This is a genomic window from Mucilaginibacter sp. R-33 (assembly GCF_049949235.1).
In the GTDB taxonomy this organism is placed as follows: domain Bacteria; phylum Bacteroidota; class Bacteroidia; order Sphingobacteriales; family Sphingobacteriaceae; genus Mucilaginibacter.
The window spans coordinates 365,136-384,869 of the sequence record NZ_CP188089.1; the positions used below are offsets into that span (position 1 = coordinate 365,136).

21 protein-coding genes and 1 riboswitch are annotated in these 19,734 nt (G+C 43.7%); of the genes, 10 read left to right on the forward strand and 11 right to left on the reverse strand.

Annotated features, from left to right (window positions below; genetic code table 11):
- Nucleotides 1–326: 326 nt before the first annotated feature.
- Entirely contained in the window at nucleotides 327–536 is a 210-nt protein-coding gene (locus ACP26M_RS01735) for a hypothetical protein (RefSeq protein WP_090527874.1), read from the reverse strand.
- 139 nt (nucleotides 537–675) lie between these two features.
- Between ACP26M_RS01735 and ACP26M_RS01740 the strand changes: the two genes are divergently transcribed.
- Nucleotides 676–1,389, forward strand: coding sequence for a YdcF family protein (locus ACP26M_RS01740; RefSeq protein WP_176628548.1), 714 nt, complete (start codon nucleotides 676–678; stop codon nucleotides 1,387–1,389).
- Here ACP26M_RS01740 and ACP26M_RS01745 read toward each other — a convergent pair whose 3' ends face one another.
- Together ACP26M_RS01745 and ACP26M_RS01750 are read right to left on the reverse strand one after the other, a co-directional pair.
- Nucleotides 1,390–1,617, reverse strand: a complete 228-nt coding sequence (locus ACP26M_RS01745; RefSeq protein ID WP_176628549.1) for a hypothetical protein — start codon at nucleotides 1,615–1,617, stop codon at nucleotides 1,390–1,392. It abuts the gene before it with no gap.
- A 68-nt stretch (nucleotides 1,618–1,685) separates the two neighbouring features.
- Nucleotides 1,686–2,687 (reverse strand): nucleoside hydrolase, encoded by a 1,002-nt coding sequence (locus ACP26M_RS01750; protein ID WP_426585600.1) that lies wholly within the window; start codon nucleotides 2,685–2,687, stop codon nucleotides 1,686–1,688.
- A gap of 140 nt (nucleotides 2,688–2,827) precedes the next feature.
- Between ACP26M_RS01750 and ACP26M_RS01755 the strand changes: the two genes are divergently transcribed.
- Together ACP26M_RS01755 and ACP26M_RS01760 are read left to right on the forward strand one after the other, a co-directional pair.
- Nucleotides 2,828–3,574: a peptidase gene (locus tag ACP26M_RS01755; protein WP_426585602.1), complete on the forward strand. Its 747-nt coding sequence runs from the start codon at nucleotides 2,828–2,830 to the stop codon at nucleotides 3,572–3,574.
- Nucleotides 3,571–4,419: a transglutaminase-like domain-containing protein gene (locus tag ACP26M_RS01760; protein WP_426585604.1), complete on the forward strand. Its 849-nt coding sequence runs from the start codon at nucleotides 3,571–3,573 to the stop codon at nucleotides 4,417–4,419. The genes ACP26M_RS01755 and ACP26M_RS01760 overlap by 4 nt, the downstream gene beginning before the upstream one ends.
- Before the next feature lie 436 nt (nucleotides 4,420–4,855).
- Here the strand turns inward: ACP26M_RS01760 and ACP26M_RS01765 are convergent, their stop codons facing one another.
- The gene (locus tag ACP26M_RS01765; RefSeq protein ID WP_426585606.1) at nucleotides 4,856–5,257 is read right to left on the reverse strand and encodes a transmembrane 220 family protein; all 402 of its coding nucleotides are present in this window, start codon (nucleotides 5,255–5,257) and stop codon (nucleotides 4,856–4,858) included.
- 253 nt (nucleotides 5,258–5,510) lie between these two features.
- Here ACP26M_RS01765 and ACP26M_RS01770 point away from each other — a divergent pair, with 253 nt between their 5' ends.
- The 3 genes from ACP26M_RS01770 to ACP26M_RS01780 all read left to right on the forward strand — a co-directional run bounded on the left by ACP26M_RS01770 (nucleotide 5,511) and on the right by ACP26M_RS01780 (nucleotide 9,357).
- A complete protein-coding gene (locus ACP26M_RS01770; RefSeq protein ID WP_426585608.1) occupies nucleotides 5,511–6,959 on the forward strand; it encodes a DUF3943 domain-containing protein in 1,449 nt (482 codons plus the stop codon).
- A 149-nt stretch (nucleotides 6,960–7,108) separates the two neighbouring features.
- Nucleotides 7,109–7,223: riboswitch (SAM riboswitch) on the reverse strand.
- Nucleotides 7,224–7,504: 281 nt separating this feature from the next.
- A complete protein-coding gene (locus tag ACP26M_RS01775) occupies nucleotides 7,505–8,266 on the forward strand; it encodes an SDR family oxidoreductase (RefSeq protein WP_426585610.1) in 762 nt (253 codons plus the stop codon).
- 152 nt (nucleotides 8,267–8,418) lie between these two features.
- The gene (locus ACP26M_RS01780) at nucleotides 8,419–9,357 is read left to right on the forward strand and encodes a DUF72 domain-containing protein (RefSeq protein WP_426585612.1); all 939 of its coding nucleotides are present in this window, start codon (nucleotides 8,419–8,421) and stop codon (nucleotides 9,355–9,357) included.
- Here the strand turns inward: ACP26M_RS01780 and ACP26M_RS01785 are convergent.
- Nucleotides 9,349–9,852, reverse strand: coding sequence for a hypothetical protein (locus ACP26M_RS01785; protein WP_426585614.1), 504 nt, complete (start codon nucleotides 9,850–9,852; stop codon nucleotides 9,349–9,351). The two genes, ACP26M_RS01780 and ACP26M_RS01785, sit on opposite strands and share 9 nt — an antisense overlap.
- Before the next feature lie 276 nt (nucleotides 9,853–10,128).
- Nucleotides 10,129–11,709, reverse strand: coding sequence for a GDSL-type esterase/lipase family protein (locus ACP26M_RS01790; RefSeq protein ID WP_426585616.1), 1,581 nt, complete (start codon nucleotides 11,707–11,709; stop codon nucleotides 10,129–10,131).
- Nucleotides 11,710–11,895: 186 nt separating this feature from the next.
- On the opposite strand from ACP26M_RS01790, the gene ACP26M_RS01795 reads away from it, so the two are divergent.
- Both ACP26M_RS01795 and ACP26M_RS01800 read left to right on the forward strand, forming a co-directional pair.
- A complete protein-coding gene (locus ACP26M_RS01795) occupies nucleotides 11,896–12,363 on the forward strand; it encodes a hypothetical protein (RefSeq protein WP_426585618.1) in 468 nt (155 codons plus the stop codon).
- A gap of 67 nt (nucleotides 12,364–12,430) precedes the next feature.
- A complete protein-coding gene (locus tag ACP26M_RS01800) occupies nucleotides 12,431–12,709 on the forward strand; it encodes a DUF3072 domain-containing protein (protein WP_090527829.1) in 279 nt (92 codons plus the stop codon).
- On the opposite strand, the gene ACP26M_RS01805 is transcribed toward ACP26M_RS01800, so the two are convergent.
- The 3 genes from ACP26M_RS01805 to ACP26M_RS01815 form a co-directional block, all read right to left on the reverse strand.
- Nucleotides 12,706–13,131 carry a BLUF domain-containing protein gene (locus tag ACP26M_RS01805; RefSeq protein WP_426585620.1) on the reverse strand — a complete coding sequence of 142 codons (426 nt, stop codon included), beginning with the start codon at nucleotides 13,129–13,131 and terminating at the stop codon, nucleotides 12,706–12,708. The two genes, ACP26M_RS01800 and ACP26M_RS01805, sit on opposite strands and share 4 nt — an antisense overlap.
- A gap of 62 nt (nucleotides 13,132–13,193) precedes the next feature.
- Complete coding sequence (locus ACP26M_RS01810; protein WP_426585622.1) at nucleotides 13,194–13,955, reverse strand: MBL fold metallo-hydrolase; 762 nt, start codon at nucleotides 13,953–13,955, stop codon at nucleotides 13,194–13,196.
- On the reverse strand, nucleotides 13,952–14,224 hold the full coding sequence (locus ACP26M_RS01815; RefSeq protein ID WP_188834027.1) for a hypothetical protein: 273 nt from the start codon (nucleotides 14,222–14,224) through the stop codon (nucleotides 13,952–13,954). Before ACP26M_RS01815 ends, ACP26M_RS01810 begins: the two co-directional genes overlap by 4 nt.
- A 51-nt stretch (nucleotides 14,225–14,275) precedes the next feature.
- On the opposite strand from ACP26M_RS01815, the gene ACP26M_RS01820 reads away from it, so the two are divergent.
- Nucleotides 14,276–15,403: a polysaccharide deacetylase family protein gene (locus ACP26M_RS01820; RefSeq protein ID WP_426585624.1), complete on the forward strand. Its 1,128-nt coding sequence runs from the start codon at nucleotides 14,276–14,278 to the stop codon at nucleotides 15,401–15,403.
- Between the two features lie 25 nt (nucleotides 15,404–15,428).
- On the forward strand, nucleotides 15,429–15,968 hold the full coding sequence (locus ACP26M_RS01825) for an AAA family ATPase (RefSeq protein ID WP_426585626.1): 540 nt from the start codon (nucleotides 15,429–15,431) through the stop codon (nucleotides 15,966–15,968).
- Between the two features lie 234 nt (nucleotides 15,969–16,202).
- Here the strand turns inward: ACP26M_RS01825 and ACP26M_RS01830 are convergent, their stop codons facing one another.
- Together ACP26M_RS01830 and ACP26M_RS01835 are read right to left on the reverse strand one after the other, a co-directional pair.
- Nucleotides 16,203–16,880 carry a LolA family protein gene (locus ACP26M_RS01830; protein ID WP_426585628.1) on the reverse strand — a complete coding sequence of 226 codons (678 nt, stop codon included), beginning with the start codon at nucleotides 16,878–16,880 and terminating at the stop codon, nucleotides 16,203–16,205.
- 69 nt (nucleotides 16,881–16,949) lie between these two features.
- Entirely contained in the window at nucleotides 16,950–19,562 is a 2,613-nt protein-coding gene (locus ACP26M_RS01835) for a DNA translocase FtsK 4TM domain-containing protein (protein ID WP_426589687.1), read from the reverse strand.
- Nucleotides 19,563–19,734 lie beyond the last annotated feature (172 nt).

The window sequence follows — 19,734 nt, forward strand, 5'->3', positions numbered from 1 at the left end:
TGAAGTGTTGTGCGGGGGGAGCGTTAGGGATTGCAGTGTAAAGCCCACAGTGTGCGGAGGCTGGGGCGTTGGAAGGCGAGGACTTGTAACGAAAAGCCCCGGCCGCAGGCAACGCCCATGCATATAATATGATTCTAAATAAATCTGCCAATCAATAGTTTACAATCACGTCGTTATGAGAGATGATGACAACTGTGCCTAAACATATTAATCAGCTCCGTTTAGTATGTATTACGTTATTCCAAAGGCATGTCATTGTTATAGTCGAATAATAACTTCTGTATCATCCTCCAAACATTATTGGACAAAGCACGAGGCAGGGCGTATTAACGCCTGTTGTTATCCCTGAAATTTTGAGTACGTACGGCAATTTGTTCTAAAGTAAGTTCGCCGTATTTTTTAGCGCGATCTGCCCATTCGGGGGCATTGTCAACCAGGTTATCGATAATTGATTTACCGTCGGGTCCTTTTTTGGTTACGTAATTTATTCCGTAAGCAACTGCAGCACCTATAGCAAGAGTTTTGATAAAGCCCATAATTTATTTTTCTTTTTTGATATACGACAATGATAATGCCAGTTTGTTACTTCACCTGATAAAAGCTTCTATATTTGAAGTACTTAAACACCATAACCGCCATATGTTTTTTATTTTTTCAAAAGTTCTTTCGTTTTTAATGAATTTGCTTCTATGGGTATTCGCATTTTTATTGATCGCCCTTTTTTCAAAGAACGTAAAACGTAAACGGAAATTTTTGCTTGCAGGTATTATTGTGCTTTATATTTTCTCTAATTCATTGTTACTTAACCTGGTTAGCTGGTGTTGGGATATCAGGGAGATTACTGTACCAGCCGATAAAAAGTATACCTGTGCTATAGTGCTGGGTGGTTTTAGCTCGGATGATGGCAATGGCGGCGGTTTCTTTAACTCTGCTGCCGATAGGTTTATCCAGGGTGTTCGTTTGCAAAAAACAGGTAAAGTCAGCCATCTTCTTATCACAGGAGGAAACGGGCTTTTGAGGCCATCGGGTTTTAGGGAGGCTGATTGGGTAAGGGAGCAACTCAGGGAAATGCAGGTTGCGGACAGTTGCGTACTAAGCGAACCGAAATCCCGCAATACCATTGAAAATGCCGCTTTTTCAAAAGAACTCTTGCAGCAGCATAAACTTAAAGCACCATATTTACTGGTTACCTCGGCATTTCATATGCGCCGTTCCCTGATGATATTTAAAAAACAGGGAGTTGACGTGGTTGCATACCCCTGCAATTTTTCCAGCCGCAGGTTTTCGGTATCTGCCGATGATTTCCTACCTAATGCAGGTGCTTTAGCAGGTTGGGGGACCTATATAAAGGAAGCCATCGGCTATGTGGTAACCCGTTATTTTAAGTGATCAGCCTTGTTTAAGATGCCCTATATTTGGGGTAAAACCAGGCTCCCGGCGGTTATGTTTATTCCAATTGGCTATATCCACCATTCCGGGCGGCGTCTGATAATGATTTGGGTTGGCGCCGCATCTTACAATAAATTTACCTTTAGCCTGTGCAATTACAGGCCTGCTGCCGCAGATAATGCAAGGCTCGCAAAAGATGGATACCTGAATTTTAATGGGTTCGCTCATAATTAAACTAAGGTGCTATCTATCGCGTAAAAATTCAATACCAAGTAGTTGGTATTTTTAGCGGTATATTACCGTTGTTTTTTAACAGGCTGGTGCATCATCAATTGTTCAATGTCCTTTGCAATATCCCCGGGCTGCATGGCAAATTGAAGATATAAAAACCGCTCTCCCGGTACCACTACATCGGTGCCGTTGTCCTTTATTTCCATGTTAAGTTTGCGATAGGTAAAATAAGGTTTGGGCCCCCTGATGGCTGTTAGTACGGCGGTTTCGTCCCAACTATTGCGGCCGGTTGTATTCTTGTCTTTTGTAAGTGCTATCTGGAAGGCGTCTTTTACGGGGCTATCTTTTATTGATGTATTGTTGATCAGGCGGATTCCGGTCAGGATTTTTTCACCTATTTCAAAACCGCTAAGGGTAATAGGGGTAGGCCAGTCTTTAAACACTTTTTGCGCAGAGGCTGCGTCCACATTGACATTGTATTCGCTAAAGGTTTTACCATCGCTACCAATTCCGGTTGCCATAGATACCAGGTTCTTTACCTTTTGCTTTACCAGTTGCACCCCGGTTAGCTTGCTGTACTTATCGGCTCCTGACCGCAGCAGGTCGGCGAGGTTGGTGAAAAATCCTACCGAAATAATAGTTACGCTGGTATCGGGCTGCTTTGCCAGCAACTTGCGGTAAAGTGCTACCGCTTCAACTGCCTGGCTGTTCGATTTTACGTTATGCGGATATTTGGCAATAATAGACTGGGCCCATTGCTGTGCACAGTCTTTATTGGGTTTGTCTTTTTTTACAATACCTATGGGGATATTGGGCCTGCCAAAATAGGTGTTGATCACACTGATGGTTGGTGCGGTAGTTTCGAAGGCATTGCAGGATATGGTAGCCAGTATTTTGGCCTCACCCTTATCTGCAAAGGCATGCAGCACAGCCATGGCACCAACATCGTCATAATCTCCGGCAATATCTGTATCAAAAATAACGGGGATAGGGCTGTGTTTTTGCGCTTGTGCAAGGTTGAGGTTAAAAATAAATGCCAGGATGAGTAATGCTGATTTGAATTTCATTGTATGCAATAAAATAAAAGACAGTTAGTACCGAAAAAGATGTATGGGCAAATAAATGGTTTATGAATGATCGGTAAATAAATCTCGCATTATTTAATTACTTTGGCAAGTATTAATTTATAACGCATTACGCTAATCAGATGACTTATTGCCTGGGAATTAAAGTTAAAGAGGGTGTGCTGGCTATTGCCGATACCCGCATAACTTCGGGGACGGATACCACTGTAAAAAAGAAGATCACTATAGAACAAAAGGATCATTTTTCGCTGTTTATCATGACCAGTGGTTTGCGCTCTGTGCGCGATAAGGCCGTGATCTATTTTAATGAATTATTGGAGACAGCCGAGTTTAATAAGATGTACAAGGCTGTGAATGCATTTGGCGAACAGGTAAAGCGTGCAGCACAAGAAGATAAAGTGTCGCTCGATGCCGCCGGATTGCGGTTTGATTTGAACACCATCATTGGCGGGCAATTGCGCGATGACGATGAACACAAGCTTTTTTTGCTATATCCCGAAGGAAACTGGGTGGAGTTAGGGCAGGGGGCACCCTATGTGGTTATCGGCAACTCGGGCCACGGTAAGGCTATCCTTAACCGGATACTCGATGAAAATTCGAGCTTGAAACTGGCGCTTAAAACAGGTTTTCTTTCCTTCGATTCAACAAGGGTGAGCTCGAACAATGTCGATTTTCCGATAGATGTGGCCGTTTATAAAAAGGATAGCTTCAATATTGTTGAGCAGCGTTATAACAAACAGGATTTGGAACATATCTCAACCCAATGGGCCGAGGAACTGAAACTTGCGCTTGAGCATATTTCGGAGGATTGGATGGATGCCACATTTAACAAATTAGAAGAAATAAAAAACAGAAAGCTGATAACATGAAATTCGATGTGTTTACCCAAATGGAATATGTAGTACGGTCGCCGGGCACATTGATTTTAAACATACACGCATTACGCAGCCCAAATCAAACGGTAATAAGTGAAGAATTTGGCCTGGAACCATATATTAAGTTTGAAGAGCTGCAAACCCTGCAGGGAGAGAACCGTTTGGTGCGCTTTGATGTAAGTGCCGATACGCCCAATGTTAAAGTTACCTACAATGCTACAGTTGATAATTGTTATGAAATAACCGATTTCGGCAATTTGCAGGAAACCCATGTTTCTGAACTGCCTTCGCCGGTGCTGCCATATTTAAATCCAAGCCGTTATTGTCAGTCGGACAAATTATACCGCCTTGCACATAATATGTTCGGGCGTGTTACCAACCCTTTTGAGCAGGTGGTTGAATTGACCAACTGGATCAACAAAAATGTCCAATATTTAAGCGGATCAACCAATTCGCAAACATCGGCCTTTGATACAGTGACTGAACAGGCCGGCGTTTGCCGCGATTTTGCGCACCTCGGCATAGCCCTTTGCAGGGCTCTGACAATACCCGCCCGATATTTTACAGGTTATGCTTATCATCTTAAGCCTGCTGATTTTCATGCCTGTTTTGAGGCATACCTGGGTAGTAAGTGGATCCTGTTTGATGCAACACGGCTGGTACCTTTAAACGGACTTATCAAAATAGCTACCGGCCATGATGCTGCCGACTCGGCCATAGCCAATATTTTTGGCGATGTTACCTTTACCTCCATGCAGGTAAGTTGTGAACTTGCCGAAGACGGCTTTGAGCCTTTTTATTACGGTGATGGGGAATTTAAGGGGTTGTCATATCTGTAAAAAAAGCCTTAAAAAGGAAGTCTATGTGTTGATAACAAAAATCAGGCTTGAACCCAAAGAAAATGATATCTACAATTCGTCATTGCGAGGTACGAAGCAATCCCAAACTATACAGGGCGGACCTGCAAATCGAGGATTGCTTCGCACCTTATAATGACGTGATCATAAGTTATTGATTATTAAGTATATTTTTTGAGGAATTTATAACATGGGCGTTGCCTGCGGCCCGGGCTTTCCGTTGCAAGTCCTCGCCTTTCCTGCCCGCACCCCTTTACGCGCTCCGGGCTTTACACTGAATCTAACGCGGCTCACGCGCAACACCGTTAAAATATAATTTTTACACGTCATCACGTTTTTTTTTCAGGTTTCCCCTGATGGATACTCGCAATGACGAATCCTTTATTTGATGTTATTTTGTAATAGCGTTTCCATAGCGTTATCGCTTTCCCTTTTTTACCGGTACTTTTTTCCCTTGTTTTGCCCCATAAGCCCAGTTAGCCGCCAGCACAGCTACGCAGATCAGCAGCCCGAAAAACTCACGCACTTCTTCAACCCAGGGCTTTTCGGCTTTCATGGTTTGTACAAGGCTTTCAGCATGATGGAACTTAAACCAGTCGATAAGGCCGTTGTTATCAAATATCTTGTAAATGGCATACCCCGTAAAAATGATAATGCCGACTGCATAGCCAATGGGGTAAAACTCTTTTTTGGCTGCCAGGTAGCAAAACCAGGCACAATAAAGGTAAATGGGCATCCAAAGGTAAGGGTCAGGGTCGTTATATTGTAAACCCGCAAAAATGACAAAAAGTACAACCCATATGATATTGAAGATCTTCATAAGTAAAAAGCAATTGCAATAATTTATACTGGTTATAGCGCTTAATATGCAGGTTAAGCAATGCTAAATATATGAAAATATGTTTCAGCATTTAAATAAGGAAATAACTAATATCAGTAGCCGTTCCCGCCTTATGCATTATCAAAATTATATCCGGCCTAACATTAATTAAATATTGCTCAAACATTTTTTAACCTAATTCACTTCATCTTTTATAACTTTTGCAGCCGTATCTTTTAAATTGTTAATGCACATGACTTTAACGGGTTACTATTTTACCGGGCAATACTCCGGAAGGTTAAGAATCATACTGCTCCTGCTTTTATTGTTCACGTTTTTCTGTAGCCCGCATGTACGGGCTCAGGTTAATATTTTTGATTTACGTAAGGAAAAAGATACCGTAACACGATTTTCAGATCCGCCGGCAAAACAGAAACGTTTTGGAAGGGCTGCCTTAGAGCTTGGCCTCGCCGAGATTGCGCCCTGGACATATGATCGCTACATAGTCAACGTTGATTACGCCCGGATTTCCTGGAAAACAACAGGTCATAACCTGAACCCAGGCAGTTGGACCTGGGACAATGATCCGTTTCAAACCAACCAGTTTGGACATCCATATCACGGCAGCATGTTTTATAGCGCCTTCAGGAGTAATGGTTATAGTTTTTGGCAATCAGTACCGGTTACTATGGTGGGCAGTTACCTGTGGGAAACATTTGCCGAAAACCAGGCACCTGCCCCCAATGATTTTATCAACACCAGCTTTGGCGGCATAGTATTGGGCGAAATGACTTATCGGCTATCAAATAAGATCATTAATAACCACCGCCGCGGTTTTAAGCGGCAAGCCAGTGAGGTGCTGGGTTTTTTGGTTAACCCGATGAATGGCCTTAACCGCATTATTGATGGAAAATGGGGAAAGGTTGTTGGGCCGGCAAGTAGGTCGCAGGATGATTCATCAAAAGTGAGTGCCGAATTTGATCTGGGTGCACGTAAGTTTAACAGCGGCAACCAGGGATTGTTAACCCATGGACGGTTTGGTTGGTTTGGCCGGGCGAAGCTGCTTTACGGCGCTTCTAACGAAAATTTGCACACACCTTTCAGCAATATTTCCATCACAGCCGAGTTTGGGAAAGACGATAGCAGTGCGGTTAATGTGATCAGTGTTTATGGATCTCTTGCGGGATGGGACGTGTCAATATCGGATAGCGTGGAGAACCTGATCATCATATCAGCTAACTATGATTATATACGTAATGCCGCTTTCTTTTACGGAGGGCAAAGCGTAAAGGCTAATTTACTATCTGAATTTAGATTGTTGAATGGCTTTAAAGTGAATACGGCGGTGGGTGCGGGGCTTATCATTTTAGGAGCCGCTCCCGATCCCTACCTGTATAGAGGGCGCAATTATGATTACGGCTCGGGTTTCGCCATAAACGGCAGAGCTGGTTTTAATATAGGTAACAGATTTTATTATAGTATTAATTATCGCGGTAGTTGGCTCATGACTATTAATGGTAATAAGTCACATTATTTTTTACATACCATAACCAATGAGATGAGTTATCGTGTGTTAAAAGACCTCTCGATAAGTGCCGAACCTGGATATTTCAGGTTGGAAGGAAACTATAAAAATCATCCGGATGTAGACAAAACTTATCCGTACCTGCGGATTTCAACAAGATACAGAGTTAACCTGTAAGCTGTAAACAAAAAAGATTGGAAAAATTTGATGTCGCGGGCAGATTCGAACTGCCGTTTAGGGTATTGCGGACCCCCACCTATCCTCTCGGTCACGCGACTTGAAACTCTAAAAAATCACTTAATCAGATCGGTTGTGGGGTGTAGATATAATTATCTCTCTCCCGTTTTGCACAGGAGCAGGAATTAGCACCTTTTACATTATGCGGATGTACAGGTTGCTAAGACGTCTTTGGGCCTTTCCCTCAGTCTTTCTTGATAAGTTATGGAAAGAACGTGTTGTCGTTGTTGACAGTGCAAATGTAATAATAAATTATATAATTCCTATAGTTTAAGTAGTTTAATTTAATTTTTATTCGTTTTGTGCTGATTTTGAATGGGATAGATTTGCTGTTATTGTAAAAAAACAATGCTATTTCTAATTCTTTGGAGAAGTATCTGGAAGAAAAAAACTGAAACGGTCACCATTTAATCTGAAGTAGTCACCATAATTTTAGGCGCTGACTATTGCATCTTTGTATTGTTAAACATTAAAATAACAACACCATGGAAACAAATAAAATTGCATTAATAACCGGCGGCAGCCGTGGCCTTGGCAAAAATGCCGCTAAACATATCGCCCAAAAAGGTATTGACGTTATTGTTACTTACCGTAGCAAGAAAGAAGAAGCTGAAGCCGTAGTTGCCGAAATTGAATCAATGGGGCAAAAGGCCGCTGCTTTACAGTTGGATACAGGTATAGTATCTACCTTTGATGCTTTTATCACAACATTAAAAGCAACGCTTAACGAAAAGTGGGGCCGGGATACCTTTGATTTCCTGATCAACAATGCAGGTATTGACGCGGCCTCGCCATTCGCGCAAACTACGGAAGAGGATTTTGATAACCTGTTTAATGTGCATTTTAAAGGCGTGTACTTCTTAACACAAAAGAGCTTACCCGTAATTGCTGATGGTGGCCGGATCATTAATTTTTCGACCGGGCTGGCCCGTTTCTCAACTCCCGGGTATGCCGCTTATGCCTCTATGAAGGGCGCTATTGAGGTATTCACCAAATACCTTGCAAAAGAGTTAGGCAGCCGTGGTATAGCCGCAAACGTTGTGGCTCCGGGTATTATCCAAACCGACTTTACCAAAGCAGCATTCGACTCTCATCCCGGTTTGGAAGAAATGATGTCGAAATCTACCGCATTGGGCAGGGTAGGCCAACCGGATGATATCGGTGGTATAGTAGCGTTTCTCTGCACCGAAGATGCCCGCTGGATCAACGCTCAGCGTATCGAAGCTTCGGGCGGGATGTTCTTGTAAGAGGTGAGTGGTTGTGTTTTTAGGTGAGTAGTTGATTGAGTCGATTATGTGAGTGGTTGTTCAGCGTTTCAACTATTCACCCAATCAACTACTCACTTAATCAACGACTCACTAATCCAACCAATTTCCTATCTTTCCCACAAAAAAGCGATATGGAATTTGGCAGAGTAACCGATGAAGAATTAGCAGGGGTTGATTTTACCCTGCCGGCTGATCCGCAGATAACCTTAAACACCCTTGCCGCTGCAAAAAACGATGTGCCGCTGCAGGTACATGTTGGCTGCGCAAAATGGGGGCGCAAAGAATGGATTGGAAAAATTTATCCGCCAAAAACCAAAGACGCTAATTTTTTAGATGAATACGTTAAGCACTTTGATTGCATTGAGCTTAACGCCACTTTTTACAATGTTTACGGCCCCGATACCATTGCCAAATGGAAGGCCAAGGCCGATAGTAATCCTGGGTTTAAATTTTGCCCTAAATTTTCGCAGAGCATCAGCCATATCCGCCGCTTAAAAAATGCCGAAGATATTACAACCACCTATTATGAAGGTGTTTTGGCTTTTGGCGAAAAACTTGGCCCGCTGTTTTTGCAGTTGAGCGATAACTACACACCAAAGAGTTTCCCGGAGCTTAAGGCCTATCTTGAGCAACTACCAAAAGACCTCCCGGTGTTTGTTGAACTGCGCCATAAAGAGTGGTTTGCAGTTGCCGAAAACCGCGATAGGGTATTTAACCTTTTCCGCGATTTAAACATCGGTTCTGTTATTACTGATGCCAGCGGCCGCCGGGATGTGGTGCATATGGCTTTGCCTACACCGCATGCTTTTATCCGGTTTGTAGGCAATAGTTTACACCCTACAGATTATGCCCGTGTTGATGAGTGGGTTGAACGGATCAAAAACTGGAAGAAGCAAGGCCTTAAATCGGTATGGTTTTTTATGCACCAGCATGATGAGCGTTACTCGCCCGAACTGGCCGATTACGTGATTGAAGAATTAAATAAAGCATTGAGCACACAGCTAATGCGCCCAACGTTTATCCGAAGGGACGATAATAAGCCAACAGCACAAACCTCATTGTTATTGTAAAGGTTCGGTAGTAGCCGGCGGAATTTTTAAGGCCGGGTTAAAGTTGGGGATCAGTTGCTGCACTTTATCAGCAGTTGAATTGTTCATATCCAGGAACGACCAACTTTTTCCGCCATCGCCGCTAACTGCTAGCAGGTTACTATGCATGGCCATACGGCCTTTTGGGCTTGCCATGATGATCGTCTCGGGCAACAGGCAGTGGGTTTCTTTTCCAGCTTTATAAAATTTGCCCGGTGTGCCTACCGTGATACTTTCAAAACTAATGCCCGCTGCTTTCATCTGTTGCATGCCTGCACTAACCATGGCCGTCATTTTTTCTTTGCCACCGGCCATTTGAACGGCCTTGGGGTAGGTATAATTAACTATGCTTTTATAGTCGCCTTTAGTCATGCTTTGGGTCATCAGCGTGGCCTGTTGTTTTACTATAACCGGGTTTTGAGCGTGTAGAGCCAGTGGCGATAATATGAAGATCAGGAGCCTCAATGCGTTTTTCATAGGATGTTTTTATTTTTTTGTAAGGATGTTATCAGCAAGTCGGCCGGTACCATCAACCGCCATTGTATTTAAGCCCCAATATCCGATTTACTAAATTAAAAACATCAACATTTTTAAAAGAAGGTATTTGTTTGTTTTAAATACCGGTCCCCAGGCCATGTTGTAAAGCCAGACTTGGGAAGTTTCAAACTTCGCAAGTCTGGCCCGGCTTATCTTCACACCTTGGAAGTTCGAAAGATTCCAAAACTCAGTACGACCTGGTGATGTCTATCGCGCCTATTTCCTCTTTAACGCTTCCGCGATCCCTTTTTCAACCAATGGCCCCATTATCCGGTATCCTTCAATAGTGGGGTGTACACCATCGGCGGCGAGGTTCTTCGGTAAGCCTTTACGCTCGTCGGCCATGGCGCTATGATAATCTACATAAACCATTTTATTGGCATCGGCAAAAGCTTTGATCATGGCGTTAAGCTGCACCACTTTTTGCGCCGGTTCCATCCCGGGGCGCCATGGAAAAGCATAGGCAGGCAGCACCGAACATAATACCACTTTTATGTTGGCAGCTTTGGCCAGCAATGCCATGGATTCGATATTACCAAAAATATCTTCAATAGCTATCGGACCGTTATTTTGGGCGATATCATTTATTCCTGCCAGGATCACTACGGCACCGGGTTTCAGATCTATCACATCCTCACGGAAACGCACCAGCATTTGGGTGGTGGTTTGTCCGCTGATGCCGCGGTCAAAATATGGTTTACCGCTCCAGAAGGTTGAATCCCTGCTGATCCAGAAATCTGTAATGGAATCGCCCATATAAACTACACTTTTAGGGTTTGGAGCTGATGCTTTTATCTTTTCATTATCGGCCTTGTAACGGGTCATGTTTGCCCAGTCTTTATGAAATGCATCTTCCCATTGCTTATGGTAGGCTTCCCATTGATCGGCCCTTTCTTTAACTGTTTTTACTTTAGGGTCTATGGGTTTTAAAAAACCTTTCAGATCGAGCCACTCGTTAAAGCGGTCTATCCAGTTGTCGGTAGGCAGGTTTTGTTTGCGCATGCCAAAACCGTGGCCTCCTTTAGCGTACATATGCAGCTCGGCGCTGTGTTTTGATGCCAGCCATTTGCTATAAAGCTCAATGCTGTGCGGCGCAAGGCCAAGCTGATCATCAGTAGCTGCAGCTATAAACATCGGCGGCGCGTCGTCAGGGATTTTTGAGATCAGTTCTGGAGGCACGTATGCATAAATAGGCGCGTCAAAATCGGGTTTGTTAGCTGCTGTGTAATTGAAAGCTGCGGCACCGGCCAGTGTGCCGCCTGCCGAAAAGCCCATGATCCCGATTCGTTGCGGCGAAACATGGTATTCGGAGGCATGTTCACGCACATAAGTCAGCGCTGCACGCGCGTCAGCGATAGCTAAGGGAATGATAGGCGCTACCTGTTTAGGGAAATCCTTCTGACTCATTTTAGTTACCAGTTCCTTTACAGGGTCGGTAGTAAGGCTATGTGCCAGCCTGTATTTTAGTACAAAACAGGTAACTCCCTGTTTATTGAGCCATTTGGCCACGTCATAGCCCTCGCTGTTGATAGAAAGGGTATGAAAACCGCCGCCCGGGCAAATAACTACCGCCGTACCATTAGCAATAGTTGAATCGGGCAGGAAAACCTTTAGAGAAGGGTGCGTAACGTTGTAAACCACTTTGGTGTTGAAGGCATTTTTATCGCTTTCACCTTCGTCCCAGGTCCAGTTTTCGGAACCGCGGGCCGCGCCGGGGTACAGCGGAATAACTTTTTGCTGGGCCTGTACGCCAAGTGCCGACAATAGGAGTAAGGTGCCTATCAGTTTTAATTTCATGGGAGGTTAATTCAGGTTAAATGTTGATGTACAAAAATAACAGCATTAAGCAAAGAAACAAGATGCCTAAACGTTTTAGCAAAGATAAATCCCGTTTTAATCACAGCATCTGTAACCTCGCTGTAAAATATCTGTTATAAGGTTTAGTGACAGATATTTTCGCTATCTTAAACATTCCTGATTTATATGGCTGCGGCATTTTTCCATATCAAAAACCTGCTCCGGATTTTGCCGTTGTTAGTTTTGTTTGGGTCCTGCGCTAAACAAAAAAAGATTTTCCAAAGCGATTGCAATACCCCCAGGGGCTATAAAAAAATTTCGTTTACGGAGCTCATCCGTCATATTGAAGAATATGATAAACAATACGTGGAGGTAAGCGGCAAATACAAAGAAGGGAACGAGCAATCGGCGCTTTTTAACGACAGTCTTTTTTCGAGCCATGATTTGCATGATGCTATTTGGGTTGATTTTAGCCAGGATTGCCCGCTATATCTGCCCGGTACCCATATCGGCTTGTTTACTTATAACGATGGGCAGTTTACCAAAATGAACAAACGCAAAGTAACCATCCGCGGCGTGATTGATGCAGGCGATAAGGGGCACTTAAAACAATACAAGGGTACCATTGACAGGATAAGCTTTATCGAGTTGTAAATCCCCGTCCTCACCATAAAACAATGTGATATCCGGGCGGTTTTAACTATAAATATAAACAATAGTTATGGCTATCAACCCAAATGATATACCCGACAATGGCTTTTTTGACGAATCAGATGATGAAGAGATCATCAATCAAAATAAACTAAAAGGCTCAAACACGGTAAAAGATCCGGATGATTGGACAACCGGTGATGAACCCATGACCGGCGCGCAGCACTCCTATCTCAAAACATTATCCGACGAAGCCGGTGAAGAGTTTGACGGATCGCTTACTAAGGCCGAAGCGTCAAAACGGATAGACGAACTGCAGCATAAAACAGGCAGGGGATTAAATAATTAATTAAAAGATACGGATAGCCCGTTGGTTTCGGCAAATGTTTTGAGCATGATTACAGCAGTATGGTTGTTATCGGCAATGTCATTTTTATTTGCCGGATTAAGAAATCCTTCTACATTTTTCAGCAAGCCTGCATTTACTGATGCAAAAGCCATTGACCATTTTGGGAAAATTCTTTCCTCAACCATTCCGGTTATCATCAGGACAATGTTACGATGACGTGAATCAAGTTGGATTGCGTTATAAATTTTGTAAAGGTCTTCTGTTTCGCCCTCAAGCGCCTGTATAAAAGTACCTTCACTGTATAGGAGCATACCGGTGACGTTATGGGCGAAATTTTTTTTTCGTGCTGTTTGCAGCAGGTTCAATAATTCATCATCGCCCATTAACTTTTTAGCGGTACTTATATAAACAAGATATTCCATAGATGAGAAGAAATTTTGCCCCAAGATACGGGAAATTTAGAAACGCAGATTTAATGTTGGGGTTAAATCTCCAGTTTTAAACCGTCATACGCCAGCTCGATACCGGCAGGTAGCTCTTTAGAAACATCAGCATGTTTGCCCAGCCTGTGGCTTATATGCGTAAAGTAAGTAGTCTCTGCCCCAATATCGTTTGCAAAAGCTATGGCTTCTTCAAGCGTAAAGTGGGAGATATGAGTTTCCTTTTGCAGTGCATTGATCACTAATATTTTTGTGCCCTTTATTTTTTCCTTCTCGGCGTCCGGAATCGTTTTGGCATCGGTTAAGTAAGTAAAATCTTTAATCCTGAAGCCTTTTATAGGCAATCTGTAATGGAATACTTCGATAGGGATCAGCTCAACATTGCCGATCATGAAGGGATCAAGCGCAATAATGTGCATGTTTACCTGCGGAATGCCCGGGTAACCAGTGCCATCAAAAATATAGGGAAATTCACGCACAAGGGCTTTTTGCACCCTTTCGTCGGCATAAATATCAATCGGGGCATTTTGTTTGTAATTAAACGCGCGGATATCATCCATGCCGGCAATATGGTCTTTATGCTCATGCGTAAAAACAATAGCGTCAAGGTGCTGTACTTTGGCACGGAGCATCTGATACCTGAAATCGGGGCCCGAATCAATAGCGATAACCTTATCTTCGGCTTCAATTAAAACAGAACTGCGCAGGCGATTATCATGCTTATCTGTTGAGAGGCACACCTCGCAGTTACAAGCAATAACAGGTACACCCTGTGACGTTCCGGTTCCTAAAAATGTTATGGTCACAGCTGCAGTTTTGTTTGTTTAATATCCTGCAAAAATGCAATCTGTTTATCATCGAGCAATTTGTAATCTACCTCAAGTTCACGTAATAATTCAGTTAAGGCAAGGATCTTGCTTTCCAGGTTAGAGAAACGGTTAACAACGATCATTTTACTGTTAAGCAACAGGCAGGCGCCGGTTTTGAAGTTACCCTTTTCATAACGCACCTTGTAACCGGCCGTTTTTAACAGCAGTTCCAGTTTCTCGAGAGTATGGTTAGTCGCGGGTAGCATTAATTTCAAAAGTAGCAAAAATGGGTGTATTTGCCGGGCTTAAATTGGCATTTGCATGTCACATTTGCTAATTTAATTTCTAATTTTATTAACCTGTTATACCCTAAAACCATCCGAATTAAGAACTTACTGCTTACCGTTACAGGCATTGTTTTTAGCATTGCTGTTTATGCCCAGCAAACCAAAACCTATGCCGAAAAGCTTGGCTGGTCTAAAGGTTCACGTGTCATTATTCTGCATGTTGATGATGCCGGGATGTCGCATGAATCAAATGAAGGGGTGGAGAAAGCTATTGGGGATGGTGCTGCCACTTCAACCAGTGTGATGATGCCCTGTCCCTGGGTGCCCGATTTTAAGCATTATATGGATCAGCACCCGGGCATTGATGCAGGGCTGCATTTAACCCTCACTTCCGAATGGCAAAATTACCGCTGGGGCTCGCTTGCGGGTAAGGCAACAGTTCCGGGATTGGTTGATAAAGAAGGTGCTTTCTGGTCCGCGGTGCCAGCTGTTTATTTCAGGGCTACAGCCGACGAGGTAGATAAGGAGATCCGCGCCCAGCTTGACCGTGCCTTAACCATGGGCTTTATACCAACACATCTCGACTCGCATATGGGGACGTTGTTTGCCAAGCCTGCTTTTCTTGAAAAATATATTAACCTGGGGATTGAAAAGAAAATACCTGTAATGCTCCCCGGCGGAGAAGACCTTTTTTACCGTGAGGAAGCAAAAAACGCTACGATTGCCCGGCTTAAAAAAGATGGTAAATACACTGAAGGTATGGCCATACCGGAACCTGCAGAACTGGCAAAAGCGCGTGAACTTGGTGAAATGGTCTGGAAAGGTGGCTTGCCGGTGCTGGACGATCTTGATAATTCAAGCTATGACTGGGCAATGCCCGATATTGAAAAAGCGACCGATAGGGAATTGCAAAAATGGTACACAGATCATTACATCGAAAACTTCGACCGTCTTTCGCCGGGATTAACGATGGTATTAATGCATTGTACACAACCCTCACCTCAGTTTAAAAACATCTGTAACGAAGGCCAGAAACGAAAAGGCGACTTGCTGGCCATGACCGACCCACGCCTGAAAGCTTACCTTAAACAAAAAGGGTTTATTTTAACCACCTGGAAAGAGGTGATGGAGCGTAGGGTAAAGGTGGGAAATGAGTAAGTTTGTGGCTTAAATCTATTGTTTCGTGCACATCAATATCTTCGGCGCTTCGGGTTCGGGCGTAACCACTTTAGGCAAAGCGTTAAGTAATAAACTTAGCTACCCGTATTTCGACAGCGATCATTATTTCTGGTTCCCATCCGATCCTCCTTTTATTAACCGAAGGCCACCTGAAGAACGAAATGCAATGATCAACAGCGAGATGGCCGGTAATGATAACTGGATCCTTGGGGGCTCTGTTATCAACTGGAATAATAACTGGCAGTTTGATCTGTCGGTATTTTTGTATATCCCGCCAGCCATCAGGATTTGGCGTTTGCAGCAAAGAGAGCTTGAACGTTATGGCGATATTATCTATACCGATAGGGAGCGAAATAAGCTTTATAATGAATTTATTGACTGGGCACGCGGTTATGATGAGCTCATCACCAACAGCCGAAGCCTGCATTCGCATAAGAATTGGATGAAAAAGCTCACAACTCCTTTGCTGATTATAGAAGGTGATACAACTGTTGAGGAAAGGGTAGAGGCTGTTTTAGGGAAAATTAAGGAGTTAATTTTGTAATAAAAACAACTCTTCGCCGCCGCTCGGCTCCTGCCGAGTGGCAACTATCCTGCGGCGTCCCGCCGCCGGGAGCAAATAAATCAGGTGCTTAACGCAGGCCAGAGGCCTGGTAATAGTTGCCACTCGCCAAGAGGCGAGCGGCGGCAAAATAATTAAAATAAAAAAAACGGGAGGTACCCCCCCCGCTTCAAAATATCTCAATTCTCATGTCTCAGATCTCACATCTGAGACAGATTACCTCAAATCTACCACCTCAACACCCGGGTGGCCTTTGGCATCCCAGGCAAAAGTTGCGTCAGGAGCAGGTACGTTAGGGGTAAAGGTGCGTACGGTATAAGTATACCTGTTGCCGTTTTTATCGAACAATAAAGCACTGTAGAGTTGTTTTTTTACTTTGTCGATGGTAAGCTTCACTTTAAAGATGGCTTTTTTATCATCTTCGGGTGTAAGCTCTATGTTTTGATAAACTTTGCCTGCTATCTTCTGTTCGCCGGTGTACAGGTATTTAAAGCCTTTTTCATACATCGTAAAAATCTGGGCAGGGTTATTTAGTCCGTCGCCGCTTTTGTCGGCATCACTTACCTGTACTTCTTTATCTTTTTTAAGGTATGTCCACTGGGTTTTGCCATCGCTCAAGATCTCTTTGTCTACTTCGGGTTTTGCAGCTGCGCTGTAAAGTGTAACGCGGTATTTGCCGGTTTTTGCCCTCGATATCAGGGTGCCGGTTTGTGTTTCTTTAATATTGGCCTGCTGGTTGTTAAGGCTAAAGGTAAAGTCGGTTTTAATAACATCGTATGAACGGTATTTTTGGCTCACCTGATTTAAAATCGCCTTTGCCTGGCTGTCTTTTTGCGCAAAAGCGGTGCTGTATGTACTTATTGCTAAAATGGTATATGCTATGATCTTTTTCATTCAGTTTTATTCAACAACAACTATTGTTATTAATAGTTATTGGATTAGAGTAAATAAATTTTGCTTGGTTTAATCTTTAATAGGTTTTTGCAACGTTTCCAGGTAGCGTTCAAGGCTGTATTCGTCGGGATAAAGCACATCGCGGGCTTTGCTGCCTTCAAAAGGGCCTACAATTCCGGCTGCTTCCAACTGGTCGATAATACGGCCCGCGCGGTTGTAGCCCAGTTTCATTTTACGCTGTATGAGTGATGTTGAACCCTGCTGGTGCAATACGATAAGTCGGGCAGCTTCTTCAAACATCGGGTCGCGGTCGTCAGGATCATATTCTTTAGCGCCGCTGCTGGCTTCGCCTTCGCCCACATACTCAGGTAAGTACATAGCCGATGGATAACCTTTTTGGTTGCCGATAAAATCAGATATCGCTTCCACCTCAGGCGTATCCACAAAAGCGCACTGCAAACGGATCAGGTCGCTGCCTGTTGAGAACAGCATATCCCCGCGACCGATCAACTGATCAGCGCCGCCTGCGTCAAGAATGGTGCGCGAATCGATCTTGGAAAGCACCCTGAATGCCAGCCTTGACGGGAAGTTGGCTTTAATAGTACCGGTAATAATATTAACCGAAGGGCGCTGTGTGGCAATAACCAAATGGATGCCCACCGCACGGGCAAGCTGTGCGATACGGGCAATAGGCATTTCTACCTCTTTACCGGCGGTCATCATCAAATCGGCAAACTCGTCAATCACCAAAACTATAAAGGGCAGGTAACGGTGTTTTTCGGGATCGCTGATTTTGCGGTTTACAAACTTAGCGTTATACTCTTTCAGGTTGCGTACCTGCGCGTCTTTCAGCAGGTCATACCGCTGGTCCATCTCAATACAAAGCGAATTGAGTGTGTTTACAACCTTTTTGGTATCGGTGATAATGGCGTCACCATCATCAGGTAGTTTGGCCAAAAAGTGCCTTTCTATCTTGCGGAAAAGCGTAAGCTCCACCTTTTTAGGGTCAACCAGTACAAACTTGAGCTCGGCGGGGTGCTTTTTATATAGCAAAGATACCAGGATGGCATTAATACCAACTGATTTACCCTGACCGGTAGCACCTGCAACCAGCAAGTGGGGCATCTTAGCCAAATCGGCAATAAATACTTCGTTAGATATGGTTTTACCTAAAGCGATAGGCAGGTCCATCGTGGTATTCTGGTATTTTTCGGTCGATAGGATAGAGCGCATCGAAACCATCTCAGGATTTTGATTAGGCACTTCAATACCGATGGTCCCCTTGCCAGGCATAGGGGCAATGATACGGATGCCTAATGCGGCTAAACTTAGTGCGATATCATCTTCCAGGTTCTTGATTTTGCTGATCCTAACACCGGGGGCGGGGATGATCTCATATAAGGTAACCGTTGGGCCAATGGTTGCTTTGATCTTATCAATTTCGATGTTATAATGATTGAGCGTTTCAACAATCTTATTCTTGTTGGCCTCCAGCTCTTCGGCATTAACCGAGATCTTGTTTGAACCGTGGTTTTCTAATAACTCCAGGTGCGGAAGTTTGTATGAAGCCAGATCGAGCTTGTGGTCATATATACCAAATTTGCTTAGCAGGTCATCCTTTTTGGCTTCATCAGCCTGTTCAACACTTAATTCGGGCAATGGCCTGTTGGTATCAATAGTAAGTGGGATTTCTTCCTCCTCTTCCGGCTCGTGTTTAATTGTATTTTCAGGGCGCAACACCACAGGCTCATGATATCCGGGCATTTGCTCCATAGGAGGATGCCGGAGCGGTGATGGAGGTATAAGCGGTTCTTGTACCATGGGCTCGGGCATGATGCTGCTTACATGGGTTTCGCGGATGTTATTATTGCCCCGGGGCCATTCAAGCGGCATTGATGGCTCTTCATCAATCAGTTCAACAGGTTCAGGTGCTATCTCATCAACACTCATAGCTGCAACCGGTCGGTTTTTACGCTGGGGTATTTTAAAGTCGATATTATAGGCTATTACCAATACAGTAAGTGCCAAAAACACCAGCAATCCGCCGGTTCCCGCTTCACCTATCTGAGCCGCAAGCAAGCGGTTAGTCCAAAAACCGAAACCGCCTTCAAGGTAGTGGGGATAATCAATCACAAATGAATGAAAATAAGCTATCGCCACAGAAATAAAGACAATGCTGAATAACGAATATGCAAGTGTTTTACGGATAGAAAACAACCTCGCTTTAAAAAGCAGGCGGTACCCTACAACAAAAAATACAAAAATAAACAGGAATGAGGCTACGCCAAACCATTCATAAATAAACTGATTGGATAATAGCGCGCCAAACTTGCCCAGCCAGTTTTGCGCCCTGATGGTCGGATCGCTCAGGTCGGCAATTTCGTGAACGGTAGTGCCTGTTGAAAGGTTATGCCAGCCGCCGTTAGTTTTGGAAATGTAGCTTTGGTCTTCCTGCCAGGTAAACAGGTATGATGTAAAAGCGATGAGGAAAAAAATGGATAATAGCAGTGAAAACAAGCCCGCTATTTTAACAGCCTTGCCGTTTTCATAGTCAAAGTCAAAACTCGGCAGTTTAGGTAATTTCCTGCCTGCCACTCGTTCCTTTTCGGCCTTGCCGCTTTGGCGAGGCTGATTTTCTCCCTTGAAATTATTTGATCTAAACTGGTTTCCTTTTGCCGGCATCCTGATGTAACAATCGTTTATGTGCAAACTTACGTAAAATTTCACCTATGTGAACTTTGCAGTTACACCCGGTAAATATTTTATATAAGATTCATTAACCTGCAAAAAATTACAGGCCGAATGAATATAAAGTTAACAGATTATATAACTTATTGGCAACATTTTTAATTTT